The organism is Aliivibrio fischeri (assembly GCF_009727955.1).
Lineage (GTDB): Bacteria > Pseudomonadota > Gammaproteobacteria > Enterobacterales > Vibrionaceae > Aliivibrio > Aliivibrio fischeri_A.
Genome location: NZ_WOBR01000004.1, coordinates 1019988 through 1038607, shown reverse-complemented (window position 1 = coordinate 1038607; position 18620 = coordinate 1019988). Strand labels below are relative to the sequence as shown.

General features: G+C 36.4%; 17 protein-coding genes. 11 read left to right on the top strand and 6 right to left on the bottom strand.

What is annotated here, in order from left to right; translation table 11 throughout:
* Positions 1–134: 134 nt before the first annotated feature.
* From GNP81_RS08070 to GNP81_RS08030, 9 genes are all read left to right on the top strand, one after another.
* Complete coding sequence (locus tag GNP81_RS08070; protein ID WP_155673455.1) at positions 135–521, top strand: thiol-disulfide oxidoreductase DCC family protein; 387 nt, start codon at positions 135–137, stop codon at positions 519–521.
* 141 nt (positions 522–662) lie between these two features.
* Positions 663–2021 (top strand): GTPase HflX, encoded by a 1359-nt coding sequence (hflX, locus tag GNP81_RS08065; RefSeq protein ID WP_155673456.1) that lies wholly within the window; start codon positions 663–665, stop codon positions 2019–2021.
* A 176-nt stretch (positions 2022–2197) separates the two neighbouring features.
* Positions 2198–2743 carry an RNA polymerase sigma factor SigZ gene (sigZ, locus tag GNP81_RS08060; RefSeq protein WP_155673457.1) on the top strand — a complete coding sequence of 182 codons (546 nt, stop codon included), beginning with the start codon at positions 2198–2200 and terminating at the stop codon, positions 2741–2743.
* A gap of 156 nt (positions 2744–2899) precedes the next feature.
* Entirely contained in the window at positions 2900–4498 is a 1599-nt protein-coding gene (gene gshA, locus GNP81_RS08055) for a glutamate--cysteine ligase (RefSeq protein WP_155673458.1), read from the top strand.
* Between the two features lie 4 nt (positions 4499–4502).
* On the top strand, positions 4503–6302 hold the full coding sequence (locus GNP81_RS08050) for an ABC transporter ATP-binding protein (protein WP_155673459.1): 1800 nt from the start codon (positions 4503–4505) through the stop codon (positions 6300–6302).
* Entirely contained in the window at positions 6295–8112 is a 1818-nt protein-coding gene (locus GNP81_RS08045) for an ABC transporter ATP-binding protein (RefSeq protein ID WP_155673460.1), read from the top strand. Before GNP81_RS08050 ends, GNP81_RS08045 begins: the two co-directional genes overlap by 8 nt.
* 24 nt (positions 8113–8136) lie before the next feature.
* Positions 8137–9597, top strand: a complete 1461-nt coding sequence (locus GNP81_RS08040; protein ID WP_155673461.1) for a glutathione synthase — start codon at positions 8137–8139, stop codon at positions 9595–9597.
* A 130-nt stretch (positions 9598–9727) separates the two neighbouring features.
* Entirely contained in the window at positions 9728–9961 is a 234-nt protein-coding gene (locus GNP81_RS08035; RefSeq protein ID WP_005418671.1) for a hypothetical protein, read from the top strand.
* 66 nt (positions 9962–10027) lie between these two features.
* Complete coding sequence (locus GNP81_RS08030) at positions 10028–10450, top strand: GNAT family N-acetyltransferase (RefSeq protein WP_155673462.1); 423 nt, start codon at positions 10028–10030, stop codon at positions 10448–10450.
* Positions 10451–10467: 17 nt separating this feature from the next.
* Here GNP81_RS08030 and GNP81_RS08025 read toward each other — a convergent pair whose 3' ends face one another.
* The 3 genes from GNP81_RS08025 to GNP81_RS08015 form a co-directional block, all read right to left on the bottom strand.
* Positions 10468–11508, bottom strand: coding sequence for a zinc-dependent alcohol dehydrogenase family protein (locus GNP81_RS08025; protein WP_236798230.1), 1041 nt, complete (start codon positions 11506–11508; stop codon positions 10468–10470).
* 71 nt (positions 11509–11579) lie between these two features.
* Positions 11580–11897, bottom strand: a complete 318-nt coding sequence (locus tag GNP81_RS08020) for a hypothetical protein (RefSeq protein WP_005418675.1) — start codon at positions 11895–11897, stop codon at positions 11580–11582.
* A gap of 63 nt (positions 11898–11960) precedes the next feature.
* Positions 11961–13121 carry an MFS transporter gene (locus GNP81_RS08015; protein ID WP_005418677.1) on the bottom strand — a complete coding sequence of 387 codons (1161 nt, stop codon included), beginning with the start codon at positions 13119–13121 and terminating at the stop codon, positions 11961–11963.
* A gap of 239 nt (positions 13122–13360) precedes the next feature.
* On the opposite strand from GNP81_RS08015, the gene GNP81_RS08010 reads away from it, so the two are divergent.
* Positions 13361–13996 (top strand): hypothetical protein, encoded by a 636-nt coding sequence (locus GNP81_RS08010; protein ID WP_005418679.1) that lies wholly within the window; start codon positions 13361–13363, stop codon positions 13994–13996.
* A 50-nt stretch (positions 13997–14046) separates the two neighbouring features.
* On the opposite strand, the gene GNP81_RS08005 is transcribed toward GNP81_RS08010, so the two are convergent.
* The 3 genes from GNP81_RS08005 to GNP81_RS07995 form a co-directional block, all read right to left on the bottom strand.
* The gene (locus GNP81_RS08005; protein ID WP_063646650.1) at positions 14047–14904 is read right to left on the bottom strand and encodes a carboxylate/amino acid/amine transporter; all 858 of its coding nucleotides are present in this window, start codon (positions 14902–14904) and stop codon (positions 14047–14049) included.
* Positions 14905–15024: 120 nt separating this feature from the next.
* On the bottom strand, positions 15025–15387 hold the full coding sequence (locus tag GNP81_RS08000; protein ID WP_063646649.1) for a DUF333 domain-containing protein: 363 nt from the start codon (positions 15385–15387) through the stop codon (positions 15025–15027).
* Positions 15388–15414: 27 nt separating this feature from the next.
* Positions 15415–15804: a cystatin domain-containing protein gene (locus GNP81_RS07995; RefSeq protein ID WP_155673463.1), complete on the bottom strand. Its 390-nt coding sequence runs from the start codon at positions 15802–15804 to the stop codon at positions 15415–15417.
* Positions 15805–16102: 298 nt separating this feature from the next.
* Here GNP81_RS07995 and GNP81_RS07990 point away from each other — a divergent pair, with 298 nt between their 5' ends.
* On the top strand, positions 16103–18586 hold the full coding sequence (locus GNP81_RS07990; protein WP_155673464.1) for a bifunctional diguanylate cyclase/phosphodiesterase: 2484 nt from the start codon (positions 16103–16105) through the stop codon (positions 18584–18586).
* The last annotated feature ends 34 nt before the right edge of the window (positions 18587–18620 follow it).

Here is an 18620-nt window from a genome sequence, read left to right as displayed (position 1 = left end):
TAGCCTACATATTATTCTTATCCATTTTTCTGCAAAATTATCTGACCATTTATTTGGCTTAATATTAAATCCTCTCTTGATCTGAAAAGTCACCTCTGACGTATAACATAGAGAACTCAAACATAGAGGTACATATGTATCAGTTAACCGTTTTTTATGATGGAACTTGTCCATTGTGTGCAAAAGAGATGAGAGCGCTCAAACAGCAAGACAAAAACAATGTGATAAAAACCATTGATATTTATAGTGAAGCATTTTCTGAATACCCTAATATTGACCCAAAGGCTGCAAATACGGTTTTACATGCATTAAACCAGAAAGGTGAGTTGATTCTCGGGTTAGATGTAACGTATCTCGCATGGAAATTAGTGGGTAAAGGTTGGCTTTATGCTCCTCTTAGATGGCCGGGAATTAAGTTGCTCGTAGATTGGTGCTATCTACATTTTGCTAAAAATCGTTATCGAGTGTCCTATTGGTTAACGGGAGTCTCTCGTTGCAATAAAACCAGTTGCTCAAAATAGATTGTGCTGAGCTTTCTCATTAACCAAAAGATTATTCTTTATTTAATTTCTATTTACCTATCAAGCTTCTTAATAACAGCGTAGGATTAGACTAACTTTAGCTAAAATCAGGCTTGCACTCCGGTGCTTTAAGATAAAATCATGAAACTAACTGAAAAACCGCTACTTAATAACGCCTTACTTATTTCTATTTGTACACCGCAATTTAAAGGTGAGGAAGCCAAACAATCCTTGGCTGAACTTGCTCGCTTGGTGACAACATTAGGTTTTAAAGTTGTCGGAACGCAATCTCAAAAGCAAACCTCTACGCAAAAGATGAGTGTGTTAGGTGCTGGTAAGTTGGCAGAAATAGCACACATCACAGGTAATCAAGGAGAGGGTACGGATGCCGATACCGAAGATTTCTTTGATGAAACTGATTTTGATGATATTCCTTCAGAGAACTTACCGTTTGGCTGTGCCGATGTCGTTGTCTTTGATTGTGATTTAAGTCCATCTCAACTGCGTAATGTAGAGAATCAACTTGGTGTTCAGGTATACGATCGTACGGGTATTATCATTGAAATATTCAGTCGCCATGCTCGTACACGTACCGCTCGTCTTCAAGTTGAAATGGCTCGCCTGAATTATGTCGCCCCAAGATTAAGAGAATCTTCAATTGGTGACAGTGAACGCCAAATGGGTAAAGGTTCGGGTGAGACAAGTTTAGAGCTGGATCGTCGTAAAGTTCGAGATCAATTAGCTGAATTACGTCGAGAGTTAGACAGTGTTCAAGATGAACTGAAAGGTCGACGAGCTCAGCGTTCTGAGCTGTTTTGTGTTGCTTTAGTGGGTTACACCAATGCTGGTAAATCTTCAATGATGCGTGCATTAACGGGCAGTGAAGTGCTTGTTGAAAATAAATTGTTCGCAACGCTAGATACAACAGTGCGTGCGCTGTATCCAGAAACTCAACCTCGAATTCTTGTTTCAGATACCGTAGGGTTCATAAAAAAATTACCCCATGATTTGGTCGCTTCTTTCCACTCAACGTTAGCAGAAGCGCACGATGCTTCATTATTACTGTATGTAGTAGATGCCTCAGATCCAACCTTTAGAACTCAGCTTGATGTTGTACATGAGGTACTTGGAGAAGTGGGCGTTGATGGCATTGATAAGTTATTAGTCTTAAATAAATCTGATCAACTGACTCCTGAGCAGCAACAAGCATTAATGGAAGAGTTTCCTGATGCGATGATGACATCAACAAGGAATCCTCTTGATGTAGCAAAATTGCATAAATACATTGTTAACGCTTCTGAGCAAGGGATGATAGAAGAAGAAATCATTGTTCCTTATGATGCAAAAGGCATAATGGGAGAAATCCGTTCAAGCATGAGTGTGGTGAATGAAGAATACGATTACGATCATATGAAGTTAACGGTACGTTCAAGTGCGATTGATTTAGCGAGATTAAAAAAGCTGATGTCGAATGTATTAAACGAAAATGATAGTGAGTGATCACATAGTAAATAGAGTGATGCATACCTATTTAAGTTAAGCCTTAGCAGAAATGTTGAGGCTTTTTTGTATTTATATTGTCATGAATTTACTGTTTGATGATTAAATACTTATTTTGTTCAAATGCTAGAGCTGATAATGTTAGGAGGTATTTAGTTTATTTGAGGCCTGTCTTTATGTTGTCAGAATGGCAAAATCACAAAGCACAATTACATAATTATATTCATAAACGAGTGGATGATGAGAGTGCAGTTGATGACATACTTCAAGATGTGTACATAAAAGCCAGTAGCAATTTGCATCAGCTAAAATCAAAAGGCAGCTTGAAAGGGTGGTTGTATAAGATTGCCTATAATACGATTATGGATTTTTATCGAAATAAATTGTCTTATGATGAGTTACCGGAAGATTTAGCTGCAGAAGATGAAGACGCTGTAGAGGAGGCTCGGAAAGAAATCGCAGAGTGTATGCGCCCGTTAATCGATGAGCTTCCTGATAAATACAGTGTTCCTCTTCGTTTAGCGGAATTAGAAGGTATTCCACAGCAAGAAATTGCAGATAAATTAGGATTATCATTGTCGGGAGCTAAAAGTCGAATTCAGCGCGGGAGAGTTAAGTTTCGCGAAAATCTTATGACTTGTTGCGATTTTGAAATCAATGATGGGGGAATGGTTACAGGTTATACCCCTAAGAAAACTAACTGCTCTTCACCTAAGAAATAATCTTACTCTCTCTTTTTCAACTGGACGGTAAATAAACGCATTATTTACCGTTTGTCTAATTACTTTATCATTTTTCATTTTATTGAAATTTTTTTGCGTCTTTTTCTTTATCTGTGCGTCTTCAAGTTGTTAGAAACATTTTGATGAAGAACATAAATGAAAAATACAGATGTGAAATACCTAGAACCTCATATTCTTTCTTTTTTAAACAATGAAAATGCCATGAATACACTGCATGACATTCGACGTGGAATTGAAAGAGAATTGATCCGTACGACGCCTGAAAGCCGCATTTCAAACTTACCTCATCCAGAAGAGTTAGGCTCTGCTTTAACGCACCCTTACGTCACAACTGATTTTGCGGAAGCACAATTAGAGTTGGTGACTCCAGCAATGACGGAAAGAAAGACGACGTTTGATTCGTTAGCTTCTTTACATCATTTTGTCGCTACTCGTCTGCCTGATAATGAAATCATGTGGGGAGCAAGTATGCCACCTGAGCTGCCAAGTGATGATGAGATTAAGATCGCAGCGTATGGAACATCAAATGCTGGATTACATAAGGTACGTTACCGTGAAGGATTGGCGAATCGTTATGGAAAAAGAATGCAACTAATTTCAGGTATTCATTATAACTTTTCATTACCTGATTCTTTTTGGGAAATATTACATTCACATATTGGTAGTGAATTATCCTTAAATGATTTCATTTCAGAACGTTATTTTCATTTGATTCGTAATGTCCTACGTAATGGTTGGATTATTCCATATTTATTTGGTGCGTCACCTGCGGTAGATAAAAGTTATTTAATCAATCAAGAACACGCTTTAAATCTTCTTGATGACGAGACTTATTATTTGCCATGGGCGACATCTTTACGCTTGAGTAACATGGGATATAGCAGTAATGAGCAATCTTTTTATCCAACAAGCTTTAATAGTAAGCAAGAGTATTTGGCTGATTTATGTCACGCATTAACGACACCAAGTGAACGCTATACTCATTTAAATGGAGATCAGCAACTGAATGCATCGGTCTTACAATTAGAAAATGAGCTATACGGTTCTGTAAGACCTAAAATCGTTAGTGATCAATTACGCCCTTTGTATGCGATGTGTCATCACGGTATTCAATATATTGAACTACGTAGTCTGGATAACAATCCACTATTACCATTAGGTATCAGTGAAGACCAAAGCTATTTTTTAGATGCTTTTCTTACATATAACGCCTTAGCAACAAGCCCTGAGTTAACAGATTCTGAACGAGAGTTAATTGCTCGTCGTCAAGAGTTAGTGGCAACAGAAGGGAGAAAAGAAGGGCTATTACTACCAACGCAACAAGGTGATAGAGAGCTTAAAGAGCTTGGCTTGACTTTATTATCATCAATGATGCCAGTTGCGTCATGGTTAGATAATGTGTTTGCTACAGAAGGACATAAACAAGGCATTGAGCGTGAACAGGTTAAATTTATAGATAGTAATTTAACGCCATCAGCGCAAATATTAACAATAATGAAAGATGAAAAACTGTCATATAAACACGTAACACAAAGATTATCTGAAATGTATTTTAAACAGCATAAAGATATCGAAATTAATAAAGAAGAAATGGCAGGTTTATCCCGATTAGTTGGCGAGTCTTTAGCTAAACAGCAAAGAATGGAGACATTACAAGATATGAGTTTTGATGAATTTATTCAGAAAAAAAACGATTTGCAGTGTGATTGTGAGACAGAAGAGGTCGTAGCGTAATTTAATGAATATTTTGTGGAAATTGCGTGGTTACATCAAGATGTTTTCACGCCAGTACATTATCGCCATCATTGCATTGCAAGTGGTGGCTTTATTAAGTTTGGTACCTTCTTGGTTGATTGGCCGCATTGTTGATAGCGTCAGTAGTAATGAGCTTACAGTACCATATTTGTTAGTCCACATTGGTGGCATTGTCATTTCAGCGATTGCTATGTATGGCTTACGTTATGTGTGGCAAAGTCAGTTATACGGTGCTTCGATTGCTATTGCGAAAGTACTACGTCGAGATTTATTTAGAAAGTTTTCAATGCTGTCACCGTCGTTTTATTCTCGTCGCAGTACGGGCGATTTAATGGCTCATGCAACGAATGATTTGAATGCAGTTGAAGAAGCGACAGGTATGGGGATCATGACTTTAGTTGATTCCTTTATCGCTGGCTTAACTGTAATTTTCGGAATGATTTTTATCGTAAGTGGTGAGCTTACTGCAGTGGCATTATTACCATTTCCATTTTTGGTTTATATCACTAAGCATTATGGTATTAATTTACATAAAACATTTGGTCGCGCACAAGCCAGTTTTGCTCATTTAAATGAAGAAGCTCGTGAAACTGTCTCGGGGATTCGTGCGGTTCGTTCTCATGGAATTGGGCAACGTCAAGAGCTACGTTTTGGTAAAACACTGGATGAAACTCTGGAAGCTAATTTAGCTGTTGCAAAAGTGGATGCCGCATTTGCACCGACAATTCAACTTATTTACGGCTTATCGTTTGTTATTTCATTGGCTTATGGCGCGTGGTTAATTAACCATGATCAGATTTCAGTGGGGTTATTTACGACGTTTACGTTATATCTTGGTCAGTTGTTAGGACCATTTTTACAATTTGGCTGGCAATTTAATGTTTTCCAACGAGGTAGTACGTCATGGAAACGTTTAGATGCACTTTTTTCAGAAAAAGAAGAAGTGGTTGAAGGTAGTGTTACATTGCCTTCCGATGCGAAAGCGTCATTGGATATCAATATAACTTCATTTTCTTATCAAAATACGAACCGACGGGCACTTGAAAGAATAAATATGACGGTTGATGAAGGTGGATTTATAGGTATTACAGGGCCAACTGGTAGCGGCAAAAGTACCTTGTTGCATTTGATTCTAAGACAGTTTGAGTTAGAACATTCATCAAACATAAGTATTGATAGTTATCCAGTGCAATCATTAACTTTTCATTCTTTGCGTAGCAAGATTGCATGGGTTCCGCAAAAGCCGTTCTTATTTTCAGGGACCATTGCTGAAAATATCGCATTAGCTAAACCAGAGGCAACGGAAGCGCAAATCCAATACGTGGCAGAAATGGCAGGAATTAAAAACGAAATTGATGCCATGCCTGACGGGTTTAATACTGAGTTACGAGAAGGTGGTGGAAACCTTTCTGGTGGACAGCGCCAAAGGTTAACGCTTGCAAGAGCCTTATTATCTGATGCGGATATTTTGCTGTTAGATGATCCATTCAGTGCATTAGATATTAAAACTGAAGTGATTATTCGTCGAAATTTAAAAGAAAATTACAACCATAAAACCATGTTGTTAGTAACACAACGTTTACCTAATTTAATCGAAGCTGATCGAATTTTTGTATTAAATGAAGGGCAAATTGAAGAGCAAGGGTCACATCATGACTTACTGGCTAATCAAGGTTGGTATTCGATGGTTTACCAGAGACAAAGTCAACTAAACACCGTTATTGGAGAGATCTCAATTCCTAATGGTACAGAGATGAAGAAACTAGGAGATCATAATGAGTAAAGAACAAGCACAGCAACCAAGTGATATGTTCTTGTTTAAACGATTGGTCGCTTATTCTCTTCCACATAAAATGCGATTTATTGTCGCGTTTATGATGTTATCGGTAGCGATAAGTGCAGAAATGGCGATTCCATGGATGGCGAAGATTATCCTTGATGACGTTATCGTACCGCAGCAATTTGAATGGCCACATCTGATAGGGCTTGTTAGCTTAGTTATGGTGTTTTATGTGATATCAGCGTTATTTACGTATTTGCAAGCGGTGTCATTTCGTCACAGTGCCTTGTTAGTGATTAATGATGTGAGAAAACAGTTGTTTAATCATGTGCTGAATTTTCCAATCAGCATCTTTGATAAATTATCCGCTGGTAAATTGGTTTCTTATATCACTAATGATACTGAATCGATGCGTGATATGTTTGTTTCAACGATACCTACAATCATTCAAGGTAGCTTACACATCATTGCGATATTTATTGCGATAGCGATCTTGGATTGGCGCTTGATGTTATTGAGCTTAGTTTTGATCCCGATACTACTGACAACAATGCATTTGTATCGAAAAATCTCAATGCCAGTGTTTAATGGGATTAGAGAGCAGGTCAGTAATATTAATGGACGTATTAACGAATCGTTACAAGGAATGTCACTGATTCAGGCGTTTAATCAAGAAAAAGTGTTTAAAGATAAGTTTGAAAAAGAAAACCAACGTTGGTTTGAGTTTAGAACGAAATCAATCGCGATTGATAGCTTAATGCTTATTCCATTAACTCGTTTAGTCTCCAATTTAACGGCTGTTGGTATTGTAGCGTGGTTCGCTAATGCATCATTAACGACAGTGGTTGAAATCGGAACGCTATATGCATTTTTAAATTATATAGAACGTTTTTTTGACCCATTCCGACAACTTTCAATGGAGTTACGTAAATTACAAGTGGCGACTGTTGCATCAAAACGAGTGTTTGAGTTGCTAGATGAAAAATCAGAACAGAATCGTTACCCTCAAGAATTTGCAGAGTTAGTAACACCGTATGATATTGAGTTTAAGAGTGTGAATCTAAGTTATGATGAGGAACATTTGGTTTTATCTGATGTGAGTTTTGTCGCTAAAGGTGGGAAGTTTACGGCGATAGTAGGTCATACGGGTAGTGGAAAAAGCTCAGTAATCAATTTGCTTATGCGATTCTACCAGCATCAAAAAGGCTCCATCTTAATTGGAGGCCAACCAATTGAATCACTGCCAGAAATTCAATTGAGAAAAATGTTTGGTTTAGTATCTCAAGACCCAACTATATTTAGTGGCTCGATAATTGAAAATATTAATTTATCACATTCAGCCCCAGATAAAGAAAAGGTAATTGCAGCAGCGCAGCAGGTAAAAGCACATCAATTTATTAATCGATTAACTAATGGTTATGAGCATCAACCAGGGCATGGCGGCGCATCACTTTCAGTGGGAGAAAGGCAGCTTTTAGCATTAGCTCGTGCTATTTCGCACCAACCAAGTATTTTCTTATTGGATGAAGCGACTGCAAATATTGATAGTGAAACGGAAGAAGCAGTAAAAGAAGCATTAGAAAATATTCAAGATGGGAGAACAGTAATCATGGTCGCTCATCGATTATCAACGATAAAAAATGCGGATCAAATTTTGGTCATGAATAAAGGAAAAGTGGTTCAAAGTGGCACGCATGACGAGCTTATTATTCAAGATGGTGATTACCGAAGTTTATATTTAGCGCAAAAAGCGCAAGAAGAAAATGAACATCAGAATAGCACACTTGGTTTAGCTGGAATTAACGCAGCTTGAGTTATTGAATTTAGAGTTATAAAAATGAATACAGAAAAAAAACTGTTGGTTTCTCAACAAATCATTGAAGATGCATGTGAATGGGCAATCATGCATGGGGTAGCATTCAGACAAGCAGATAGTACGGCAAGACATTGTCCATTTAGTATCGCTCCTATGAGTATCGAGCGTGATGTGTATCAACATTTGTTGAGAGTGACTCCGTTAATCACTAAATTAATCCATAACGTTTCTGAAGATCATGATTTTCTCCAATCATCATTAAGTGATATGGCAAAAGCTGATCCGTTCTTTGGTTTATTAATGTCATTACATCAACAACTGCATGGTGACGCTCATAATAAACTTGTTGCTGAGCGTCAGCCGTTATTATTGATGCGAACTGATTTTATGGATGATCGTCAACACGGTGCAAAAGTCATTGAATTTAATGGTATTGCAGCTGGCATGGGGCCTTTTGGTCAACGAGCGGCAGAGCTTCATGCGTTTATGAAACAGCAATGGCCAAATACGTATCACCAATGGATTGAAGATGCATCGGCTGTGCCTACTGAAAATCAAGGTTTAGAACAACTTGCATATGGTATTGCAGCGGCAGCGAAATCGGTAAATGCGCATTTTGGTAATGAAAGTAAACCGACATTCTTGATGGTTGTACAAAAGAATGAAGATAACGTGTATGACCAACATTTGTTGGAAGTTGAACTCCAAAAGCAAGGTGTTCGAACGGTTCGAAGAACGTTTGAACAATTAAGAACTCAGCTATCTAGTGGTGATAATAAACGCTTATTGCTAGAAAACGTTGGTGCTGTTGATGTGGTTTATTTACGTGCAGGCTATCAGTATGAGGATTATTTCTCAGCAGAGCTTAATGAGCCTATTTGTTGTCATACGTTGAGCCAAACAAGATTGTTTATTGAACAGCATCATGTTGCGGTGAATGCAACGATTAGTCAGCAATTAGCGACCAGTAAATCAATGCAAATGTTGTTAACTATGATGCCAGAAAGTGAATATGCCCGTTGGGGGTTAAGCAAAGATGAGGCATCATTGGTTAAAAGCGTATTCGCTGATATGAAACCGATTAATGCCGATACTATTCATTGGTTTACTCTTAATGCGAATAAGTCTGAATGGGTATTAAAAAATCAAGGTGAAGGTGGTGGACATTGCGTTTTTGGTGATGATATTACCCAAAAGCTCAATCAATTAGATGCTGCAGAATATGACGCATGGGCGTTAATGCAGCGCTTATATCCTCATGAACGTGATACACCAACGGTAGCTGTTCGAGATGGTGAACAGACTCTTGTAAATGATTTAGTGAGTGAAATAGGGCTGTTTACCGCTTACTACAATGGTAAGCCTGTTACTGAACTGGATGGTTATGCGGGTTATTTAATTCGTAGTAAGCCTGCCAGTGAAAATGAAGGTGGAATTCATAGTGGAAAAGGCATTTTAGACTCTTTGGTTTTAGTGGATTAATTTTTCCTTAATACAAACTGAACCAAACATTAAAATAGTTCGTAAAAAATACGAGTCTCAATTGTGGACTCACACTCAGTTTATGCATTTAAGTACCTTATGGTCATTGAATAAATGAGGTGTTTTTTTAATGGCTGATATTTTTGTTTGGCTCGGTGTTGTGGTGTTTCTCGTTGGCGGTGCTTTATTAGTCTTAGAGGCTTTTAGCCAGAGTATTGTGTGGGGGTTGTTGTGTATTATTTTCAATCCTATAGCGATTGTCTTTTGTAGTATGCATTGGAAAGATGCCAAATACCCATTTGCAATTCAGAGTATAGGGCTATTTATCACATTATTAAGTTTATCGTTACAGTCTAACTATTGATTTTCACTTTATTCATACGGTGACTTTCGGTACATTGAGTTAATCGTTAATAAAGAGAACGGAAACATGTTTGAAGTAAAAAATGTCGCGTATATAAATAATGAAAAAGAGGAAATCCGTTCTATTCGAGATTCGGTTTTTATTCAAGAGCAAGAGATCGATCCTGAAATTGAATTTGATGGTTTAGACTCAAGTGCTGTTCATGCGCTTGTGTATTGTGATGGAGAAGCGGTTGGAACTGGACGCATTTTAAGTGATGGCCATATTGGACGCATTGCGATTTTAAAAGCGTATCGCTCTAAAGGTTTAGGCTCTAAAATTGTATTATCACTTATAGAAGAAGCGGTAAGCCAAAACTATGAGCGTGTATATTTAGGCTCTCAAAAACACGCGATTCAGTTTTATGAAAAACTGGGATTTCGACCTTATGGCGAAGAGTTTATTGAAGCCGATATTCCACACCTGTCGATGGAAAAAATATTTAAGTAGTTATTTAGAGGTTCTTATTAAAAAGTGATAAGAACCTTTCCTTTATTAACCGTTCTGGTTTTTTCAATATATTGAATCGCATGATGAATTTCTTTTAAAGAGAAATAACGATCAATTTTTGTATCTGCAATTCCTTGATGAACAAGATTCATTACTTCATTCAGTTTGTTTTGAATCAGCGGCTTTTCAGCTGAATGTATCCACTGCCTAAGATGAAAATATGAAAATTGAATGTCAGGGCGTTGAATCCAGAAATCAGCAGGAATTGGTTGCTTAGACAATAAACCATAATTAATAAACTGAGCGTGTTCTTTTACGATGTGGGTGTATAAAAGGGCATCATCTCCACCAATGCAGTCTAATACAGCATCGATTTTATTATCTTTTGTTATATCGAGTAGCTTTTGATAATCAGCATTATTTGATGTATTGATGATGGTGTGAACTCTGCAGTTTTCAAATTCTTCTATCGTGTTGTCTCGGCGAACTAAAGCAATCGGTGTAATGCCTAAATGATTTAGCATTCGAATAAGCATTAATCCGATTGCTGAGTTAGCAGCATTAACAATAATAGACATATTAGAATGAATATTGAGAGCTTCAGTTAGCATTAACCATGCAGTCATCGGATTTATGTATGATGTTACTGCTTGCTCATCGCTCAAATTTTCTGGAATGGTAAAGCACCACTCTTCTTTTGTGTTTCGATATTTTTGCCATGCGCCAGCAGTACCAATAGGCAGCACTCTGTCACCAATTGAAAATATAGATGTCGAATCTGAGTATTTTGTTACCTTTCCTATACCTTCAAATCCAGGTACAAATGGTAACGTTATTCGAGAGCGATAGGCTCCTGAAATTGTTATTAGATCTGAGGGATTAATCGTGCTGAGCTTCATTTCTACTTGAAGTTCATTAATTAGTGGTTCTGAAGGGGAGTAAGGTTCGAGTTGCACAGACTCTAATGCAGGTCCAAATTGTTGAATGATGGCTCTCATTGAATTTAAGGTATTGGTAAATAATGCTTTATGTGTAGCATAATGAGCGTGTAATACCAAGCTTACCAGTGATACCTATTAAAAAAGCACAACATACTTATGTTGTGCTTTTTAGTATTCAAGACTGTGCTTTAGTAATCGCTATCACTTGGTTCAATGAAGAATTCGCCATCAATGGTTTCTGCAATTTCCAGAATTTTAACGATTTCACCATTAATTGTGATGTTAGCTAAACGAACAGGATCTTCATCATAAGGATGGAAAGGAGCCATTTGAACTTCAATTCGGTACTCTTCACCATCTTTACCTTGAAACCAGCCTTCACCAAATTCAAGTTCAGTTTCATCGCCTTCTTCTTCACAAGTGTGGTAAGCCGAAACTAATTGAGCACCTTCAAAATTTAATGTGGTGGTTTCTTCCCACTCAACAACGTATTGTGCGTCTTCCATTTTAATATCTCATAATTATTTAGGTGCGCATTGTAGCGCGCACCGTAATAAGAATCTAAGGAATTATTCGCCGGCAACCATTGGGCGGTGTTGACGAATATTAGCGAAGATCATGTAAATAGCCGTTGCTAATAAGATAGCAAATAAGTAGCTCATAAGACCTTCGGCAGTGTTCATTAATGTATTTGCCATAACAGGGCCACATACCGAACCAATACTGTAGCTAAAAAGCATTACTTGTGTTGCAGACACAATATAAGATTCATCCAGTTGATCACAGCCAAGTGAGATCGCAATTGGGTAAAGTGCAAACGCAGCCATACCAAGAAGAACTAAAGCTACTGCCAGTACAGCAGCGTGATCACTCAATGCAGTTAAACCAACAGAGAAAACACCTAAAATACAAAATAGAGCCATTAGTAGCGTTTTAGCAAAATGTTTCGATAAATAAGAAACAATCGGTTGTACTGCCATACCACCAAGAACGATCAGCGCCATAAGACTACCAATTTGCGCAGTGTTAATGTTGCGATGTTTTAATTCTAATGGCATTAGACCATACACTGCACCCAGTAATAGACCAGACACAACACAGCCCATGATAGAAGCTTTGTTTAGTTTTAGTATTTGTTTGAAGTTCAAAACATTGTGGTGTTGAACTTGAGGTTGTGCACCTTTACCAAATAATAAACAAGCAATGGCCATCATGATTAGGCCGATGATCATGTAATACGGTAATAGACCTTCAATACCAATAAAACCGATACCAAGTTGTCCTAGAGATGAACCGCCATAAAGTGCGCCCATGTATAAACCTAAGCGTTTTGGTCGGCTTTCTGCATCACCAATTAACAGCCAAGACTCAACAACAACAAATACACCAGCGACGGCAATACCAGCAACGAATCTTGCTACCATCCAAAATAATTCATCAGGAATAGCAGGAAGAGCTATAATTGTTGCAGCAAGCAATGCTAAAAATAAAACGAATGAGTTTTTATGACCTAAACGAGCCACAAAAGGTTCGATAACACCGGCACCAACAAGTAGGCCTGCGTAAAAAGCACTGGCTAACCAACTGGCGTATTTCGCCTCAATCCCATATTGACTTAGCATTAGGGGGATTAAGCTCATTAAATACCCTGATGCAATAGCAAATAAAGAGAGAGCAATCACAGGAATAAGTAGACCAGATTGTGATTGAGTTGATGTTGTTTTTTCCACCGCAGTGCCTCAAAAAAAGTAATAGATAGGAAGTAATTTTCCGCGACTATGAGGCTAAAGAGTGACCAAGTAAAACGAGTAATTTTTCTCGTAAAGATAAATTTTGCTAATGGAAATATAATGAATAAATTAGTGAATGGCTTATCTCATTTATGCAACAAATGTGATCTTGATCTTGTTTCTCAAAAGATAGATTATTGCGCCACATTTATTACAAGAAATAACTAAAGAGGTGTGTTTTGAACACTATTTTACGTCAGATTTTTAATCCTAAAAGAATGCTATCTTATTGTTTATTGGCTTTAATCCCAGCTATTATATTTTATGCTCTTTCATTGTTTGGTCTTAATAAAGCATTAGGATTTACACCAATGGAAGTGTTGAGAGACTTGGCACAACAAACAGAAGTGCATAGCTTCCGTGGGTTTCTTTCAAATATTGGTGTGTGGTTTTGGGTTGGTTCAATTTCAATTGCTTTTTTCAGTGCGATTTTTATTCAAAGTGGTAAGACGCAACGTTTACTTTTTCTAATGGGAACGTTGGCATCAATTTTAGCTGTTGATGATTTTTTCTTAATTCATGACCGATATGTAAATCAATATATTTGTTATTTCTTTTATGCTGTCGTTGCACTTGCCATTTTAGCATTACACTATAAAGATATTATTGAAATTGATGGTTTCTCATTTTTACTTGCTGGCGGGTTACTAGCCGCTTCAATTGGCACTGATGTGATTCAAGGTTATTTACCTTTTGGTTATGAAACAACTCAGATCTTTGAAGAGGGCTGTAAGTTTACTGGTGCGGTATCCTGGTTCTACTTTACTTGTGTTGTTGCATCATTTGGTGTGACGAGAGTCAAACACGAAGCTTAATAAGAGTAGAGCAGTATTTGTTATGTCAATACTGCTCTTTTTTATTTTGATTAAGATTGATGATGTCTTTTTTCTAATTTCTGATTCACAATAAGTGCTAATAAAATTAAAGCACCGCCAATGCTCAACCTTAGAATATCCGCATCTCGATTCCATATTAATAGATTGACTAAGATACCCGCAGGAATAAGTAGATTATTCATTACGGCTAACACACCAACATTCACCAATGTTGCGCCTTTATTCCACATAAAGTACCCCATGCCTGATGCTATCACGCCAAGATAAATTAATACTCCCCACTGAACGGATGTTGTTGGCAGCTTTTCGCTATTTCCGAATAATAAATAACAAGTACTGGCAACAATCAATGCGCCTATAAAGAAGAAACCAAAAACTGTTTTTTGTTCAATTTCTTGATCTTTCATTAAACGTTTATAGCAAACTTGTCCTGTCGCAAAACAAAGGTTTGCCCCTTGAACGAGTCCAAACCCTAATAAAAAACCTGCATCAATCCCATTATATCGAATGGCAATTGCACCTAGTGTTGCTATTACGGCACTGATCATAAAGTGCGAATGAAATTTACCTTCAAATGCATCATTTAATAAAGTGATATAAATAGGAGTCATTACAGTAAAAAGCAAAACTTCAGGAACGGTAAGATATAAGAAGGATTGATAGTAGAAGACGTACATTAATCCTAATTGAATAGCACCAATAGCCATTAATTTAAGCGCTGTATTCAATGAGATATTTTTTGGGCGTAGAAAAGGAAGAAAAACTAAAGTAGCTAAACCAATACGCATTAGCACAGAAAACCAAGCATCCACTTGTCCAGCTAAATATACGCCGATAAGGCTAAATGAAAAAGCCCATAGTAGAGTAATTGAAAGTAAATATGACATATCTCATCTCGTAATAAAAACAATGTACGCATTCTAAATGAGATTTACTATCAGTAAAGGAAAAAGACAAATAAAAAAGGCTGAAGCGTCAGCCTTAATTATTTTTAGATGTTGTTTGTGTTATTTCTGGCTGCTACGGAAGAAATCCCAAGCGTTAACCTTTTCACCCGTTTTTAACACACATGTGCTGTCATCTAAGTTATATGTGCCTTCTTGTTCAACACAATATGCAGCAGCAGGATTAGGCTTTCCAACAGGTTTAGTCATCGATTGTTTATGATTACGGTAGTATTCCCAAGCGTTAACTACATCGCCATTGCCAAGTGTACAGTTACCTGTATCTAAGTCATAAGTTCCACGCTCTGCACAAAATGTTGCTGCCGGATTGGTTGCATTTGCTTTTGTTGGTTCTGGCGTTTCAGATGAACTGCACGCAGCTAATGTTAATAGCATCGAAATCGTAATTACTGTTTTTTTAAGCATTAGAGTGTCCTTTGAATTATAGTGTTGTTATTGGCAATTTTGAGTCATGCTGCCTTGCTGAGCAGGTTGAGTCATTTGATATTGACCTTTAAGGCTGCGATACACACGAGTATTCCAGACTTGGCCATCATCAAGCTCAAAATCAATCGCGTAATTAATGCCATTCACTACCTGAGTTTTTACATCTAATATTTGTTTAAGTTTAGCAGATGTATTCATCATACTTAAAACGTGCTCAACCGCTTCTTTTGCTTCTGGTGTTACGGTAGATGTGACCCAACCACCGGCCATATTATTATCTACATTACAAATTGGATTGATATTATCTGAGGAAATCGCTGGTGTTTTTTCTGATTGCGTTGAACACCCTGCGATAAATAATGCTGAGGTTATTGCAATTATTATTGATTTATTCATGGTGACTCCATGTATGGTAAGAATTTTTTCTTAAGTTTAATCTAATCCTTAAGAGGAGGAATTCCAAATTATTCGTATTTTTTTAATAAGTAATCTCATTTTCAATGCAGTTTTTTATCTCAAGTGAGATATCTAAAGCATTTATTCATTATTTATCTGCTCAATGAATGAACAATTATTTTATGGCAGGCTTCACATCTTTTTGTGTTTCTGGTTAAAGATATAGAGAAGGTTCTATTATTTTGTAATAAACATTATTAGCATTGGTCGGTTGTTTCTAAATTGTAAATGGTTATTTATGCTGCATAAGTCTGATAAAAGGCTGTTGACTTTTATTTCGTTAATGCCGATTGCTTTAATTGGTATTTTTACTTTGGTTTTAAACGCGATTGTAATTCATGAGAATCAAACCAAAGTCGGCTCATTAATAGAATCATTATATTCGGATGCGCTTACGCAAGAAAAAGGTCGTGTAAAGCAACAAGTTGACAGTATTTATGAACAAATTATTTATGAAGATAATTTGGCAGAACAAACGCTAAGAAAATCAATTCAACATCATATAGACGATGCCTACGGTATTATTAATTTTATATATCAACAAAATGAAGAAAAAACCAAACCTGAAATAATAAAGTTAATAGCAGATGCTCTTCGTCAAACTCGTTTTAATGATGGTCGAGGCTACTTTTTTATTTATGATATGAATGGCACGAATTTAATGCATCCTATTTTTCCTGAATATGAAGGAAAGAATCTGATTAATTTTACGGATATTCACGGTAAAAGAGTCGTAGAAGACCATGTGAAAATGATGAGAGAAAAGGGGGAAGGTTTTAGTCAGTGGTGGTATCCAAAGCCAGATAATAAAGATGAAGCATTTGAGAAGATAGGGTATGCAAAATATTTTGAACCATTAGATATTTATATAGGGACAGGTGAATACGTTGTTGATGTTGAAGAAGATATACAACAAATATTACTTGCATGGATATCTGAGGTTCGATATGGCGAAGACGGCTATATATTTGTTTTTGATCATTCAGGTAATATCTTATCTCATCAGGATAAAAGTTTAATAAATACGAATATTTATAATAAAACGGATATTAACCCTCATGAATTTATGAGTACATTAAATTCAAAGTTTGGTGATAATAATAGTCGTTTTTCTAAGTATTTAAATAGACTTGATGCATTTAAAAGTGGTTCTGATTCACAACTAAGTTATATAAAAAAATACGATAAATGGGATTGGGTGATTAGTGGTGGGGTTTACACTGATACAAATAAGCGTCTTTTAGAGAAAAAAGAAAAATTATTAATTCAGCAAAATCAAGAAGAGTTAAAGAAAATACTATTACTAACATTAACCTTGGCGTTGATTCTTACCTTATTATCATTGAGTGTTAGTAAATATGTTGCGATGCGTTTTAATAAATTTCAGGATCGAATTTGTAATGATTTTAAGGTGTTAGAGAAAACAAAAAATAAAATGCAATACATGGCTCTACATGATGGATTAACGCAATTACCAAATAGGGTAATGCTAGAGTCAAGAATTGAAGAAGAAATAGCTAAAGCTAAGCAATCCGGAAAGATGATAGCTTTGATGTTTGTTGATTTAGATGATTTTAAAAAAGTAAATGATCATTATGGGCATGATGTTGGTGATAGGCTATTAACGTTGATTAGCTCTAGGTTTAGTCACTTTATTGAAAAAGACGAAATGGTTGCACGTTTTGGTGGAGATGAATTTGTTTTTTGTTTTTCTAATTTAACGTCTCAACAAGATGCTGAGTTATGGGTTGAGAAGATTCAATCCGTTTTTGAAGATGTTTTCTCTATAAACGGTAAAGAGATTACAACTGGATGTAGTATTGGGGTAGCAATGTACCCTAAGGATGCAACTTGTTCTTCAGAGCTTATTTCTAAAGCTGATATTGTGCTTTATAAATCAAAAGATGTTCATAAAGGTGCGTCACTTTTCTTTGATAAAAGCATTGATGAGCAAGTGAGCTATGAATTTAGTTTAGAAGAAGAGCTAAAAAATGCGTTAGATAAGCGTGAGGTTACTTTAGTATATCAACCTCAAATTGATACTAAAACAGGTGAGATTTATGGTGTAGAGGTGCTTTCTCGATGGTGCAATAACAAATTAGGTTCTGTTTCTCCCGTTAAATTTATTGCTGTAGCAGAAGAAATAGGGATGATAGATCACCTTGGCGATTTTGTTTTGCAGCAAGCGTGTGAAGATATTCAAGAAGTGATGCCCAATGGTACGAATGCCATTATGCTTTCAGTTAATATTTCACCTAAGCAGTTAATTAAAAAGGGATTCGTATCTCGTATTATGAAGATTGTTTCGAGAACAGGTATTGATGTGTCACGGATCACCTTCGAAATAACAGAAAATATTCTAATCAGTGATTTAAAAAGTGTATCGCCCATTTTGTTGGAACTACAGAAACTTGGGTTTGGTATTTCATTAGATGATTTTGGTACAGGTTATTCATCATTAAGCTATCTTAATATTTTACCGATTACAGAAATTAAGATTGATCGTTCTTTTGTCAGCAGTTTATTTACCAATGATCAAAGTGAATCTTTGATTAAAGCGATTATTGCTATCGGAGCTTCATGTCAAATGACGGTAGTTGCAGAAGGGGTTGAGACTAAAGAACAATTAGATAAATTAAAAGAGTATCAATGTGATTTGGTTCAAGGGTATTACTTAGATAAACCACTTTCAATTAGTGAATTAAAAGAAAAATATGCATAAAAGTTTCTTGTTTAGAATATTAAAAAAGAAAGAG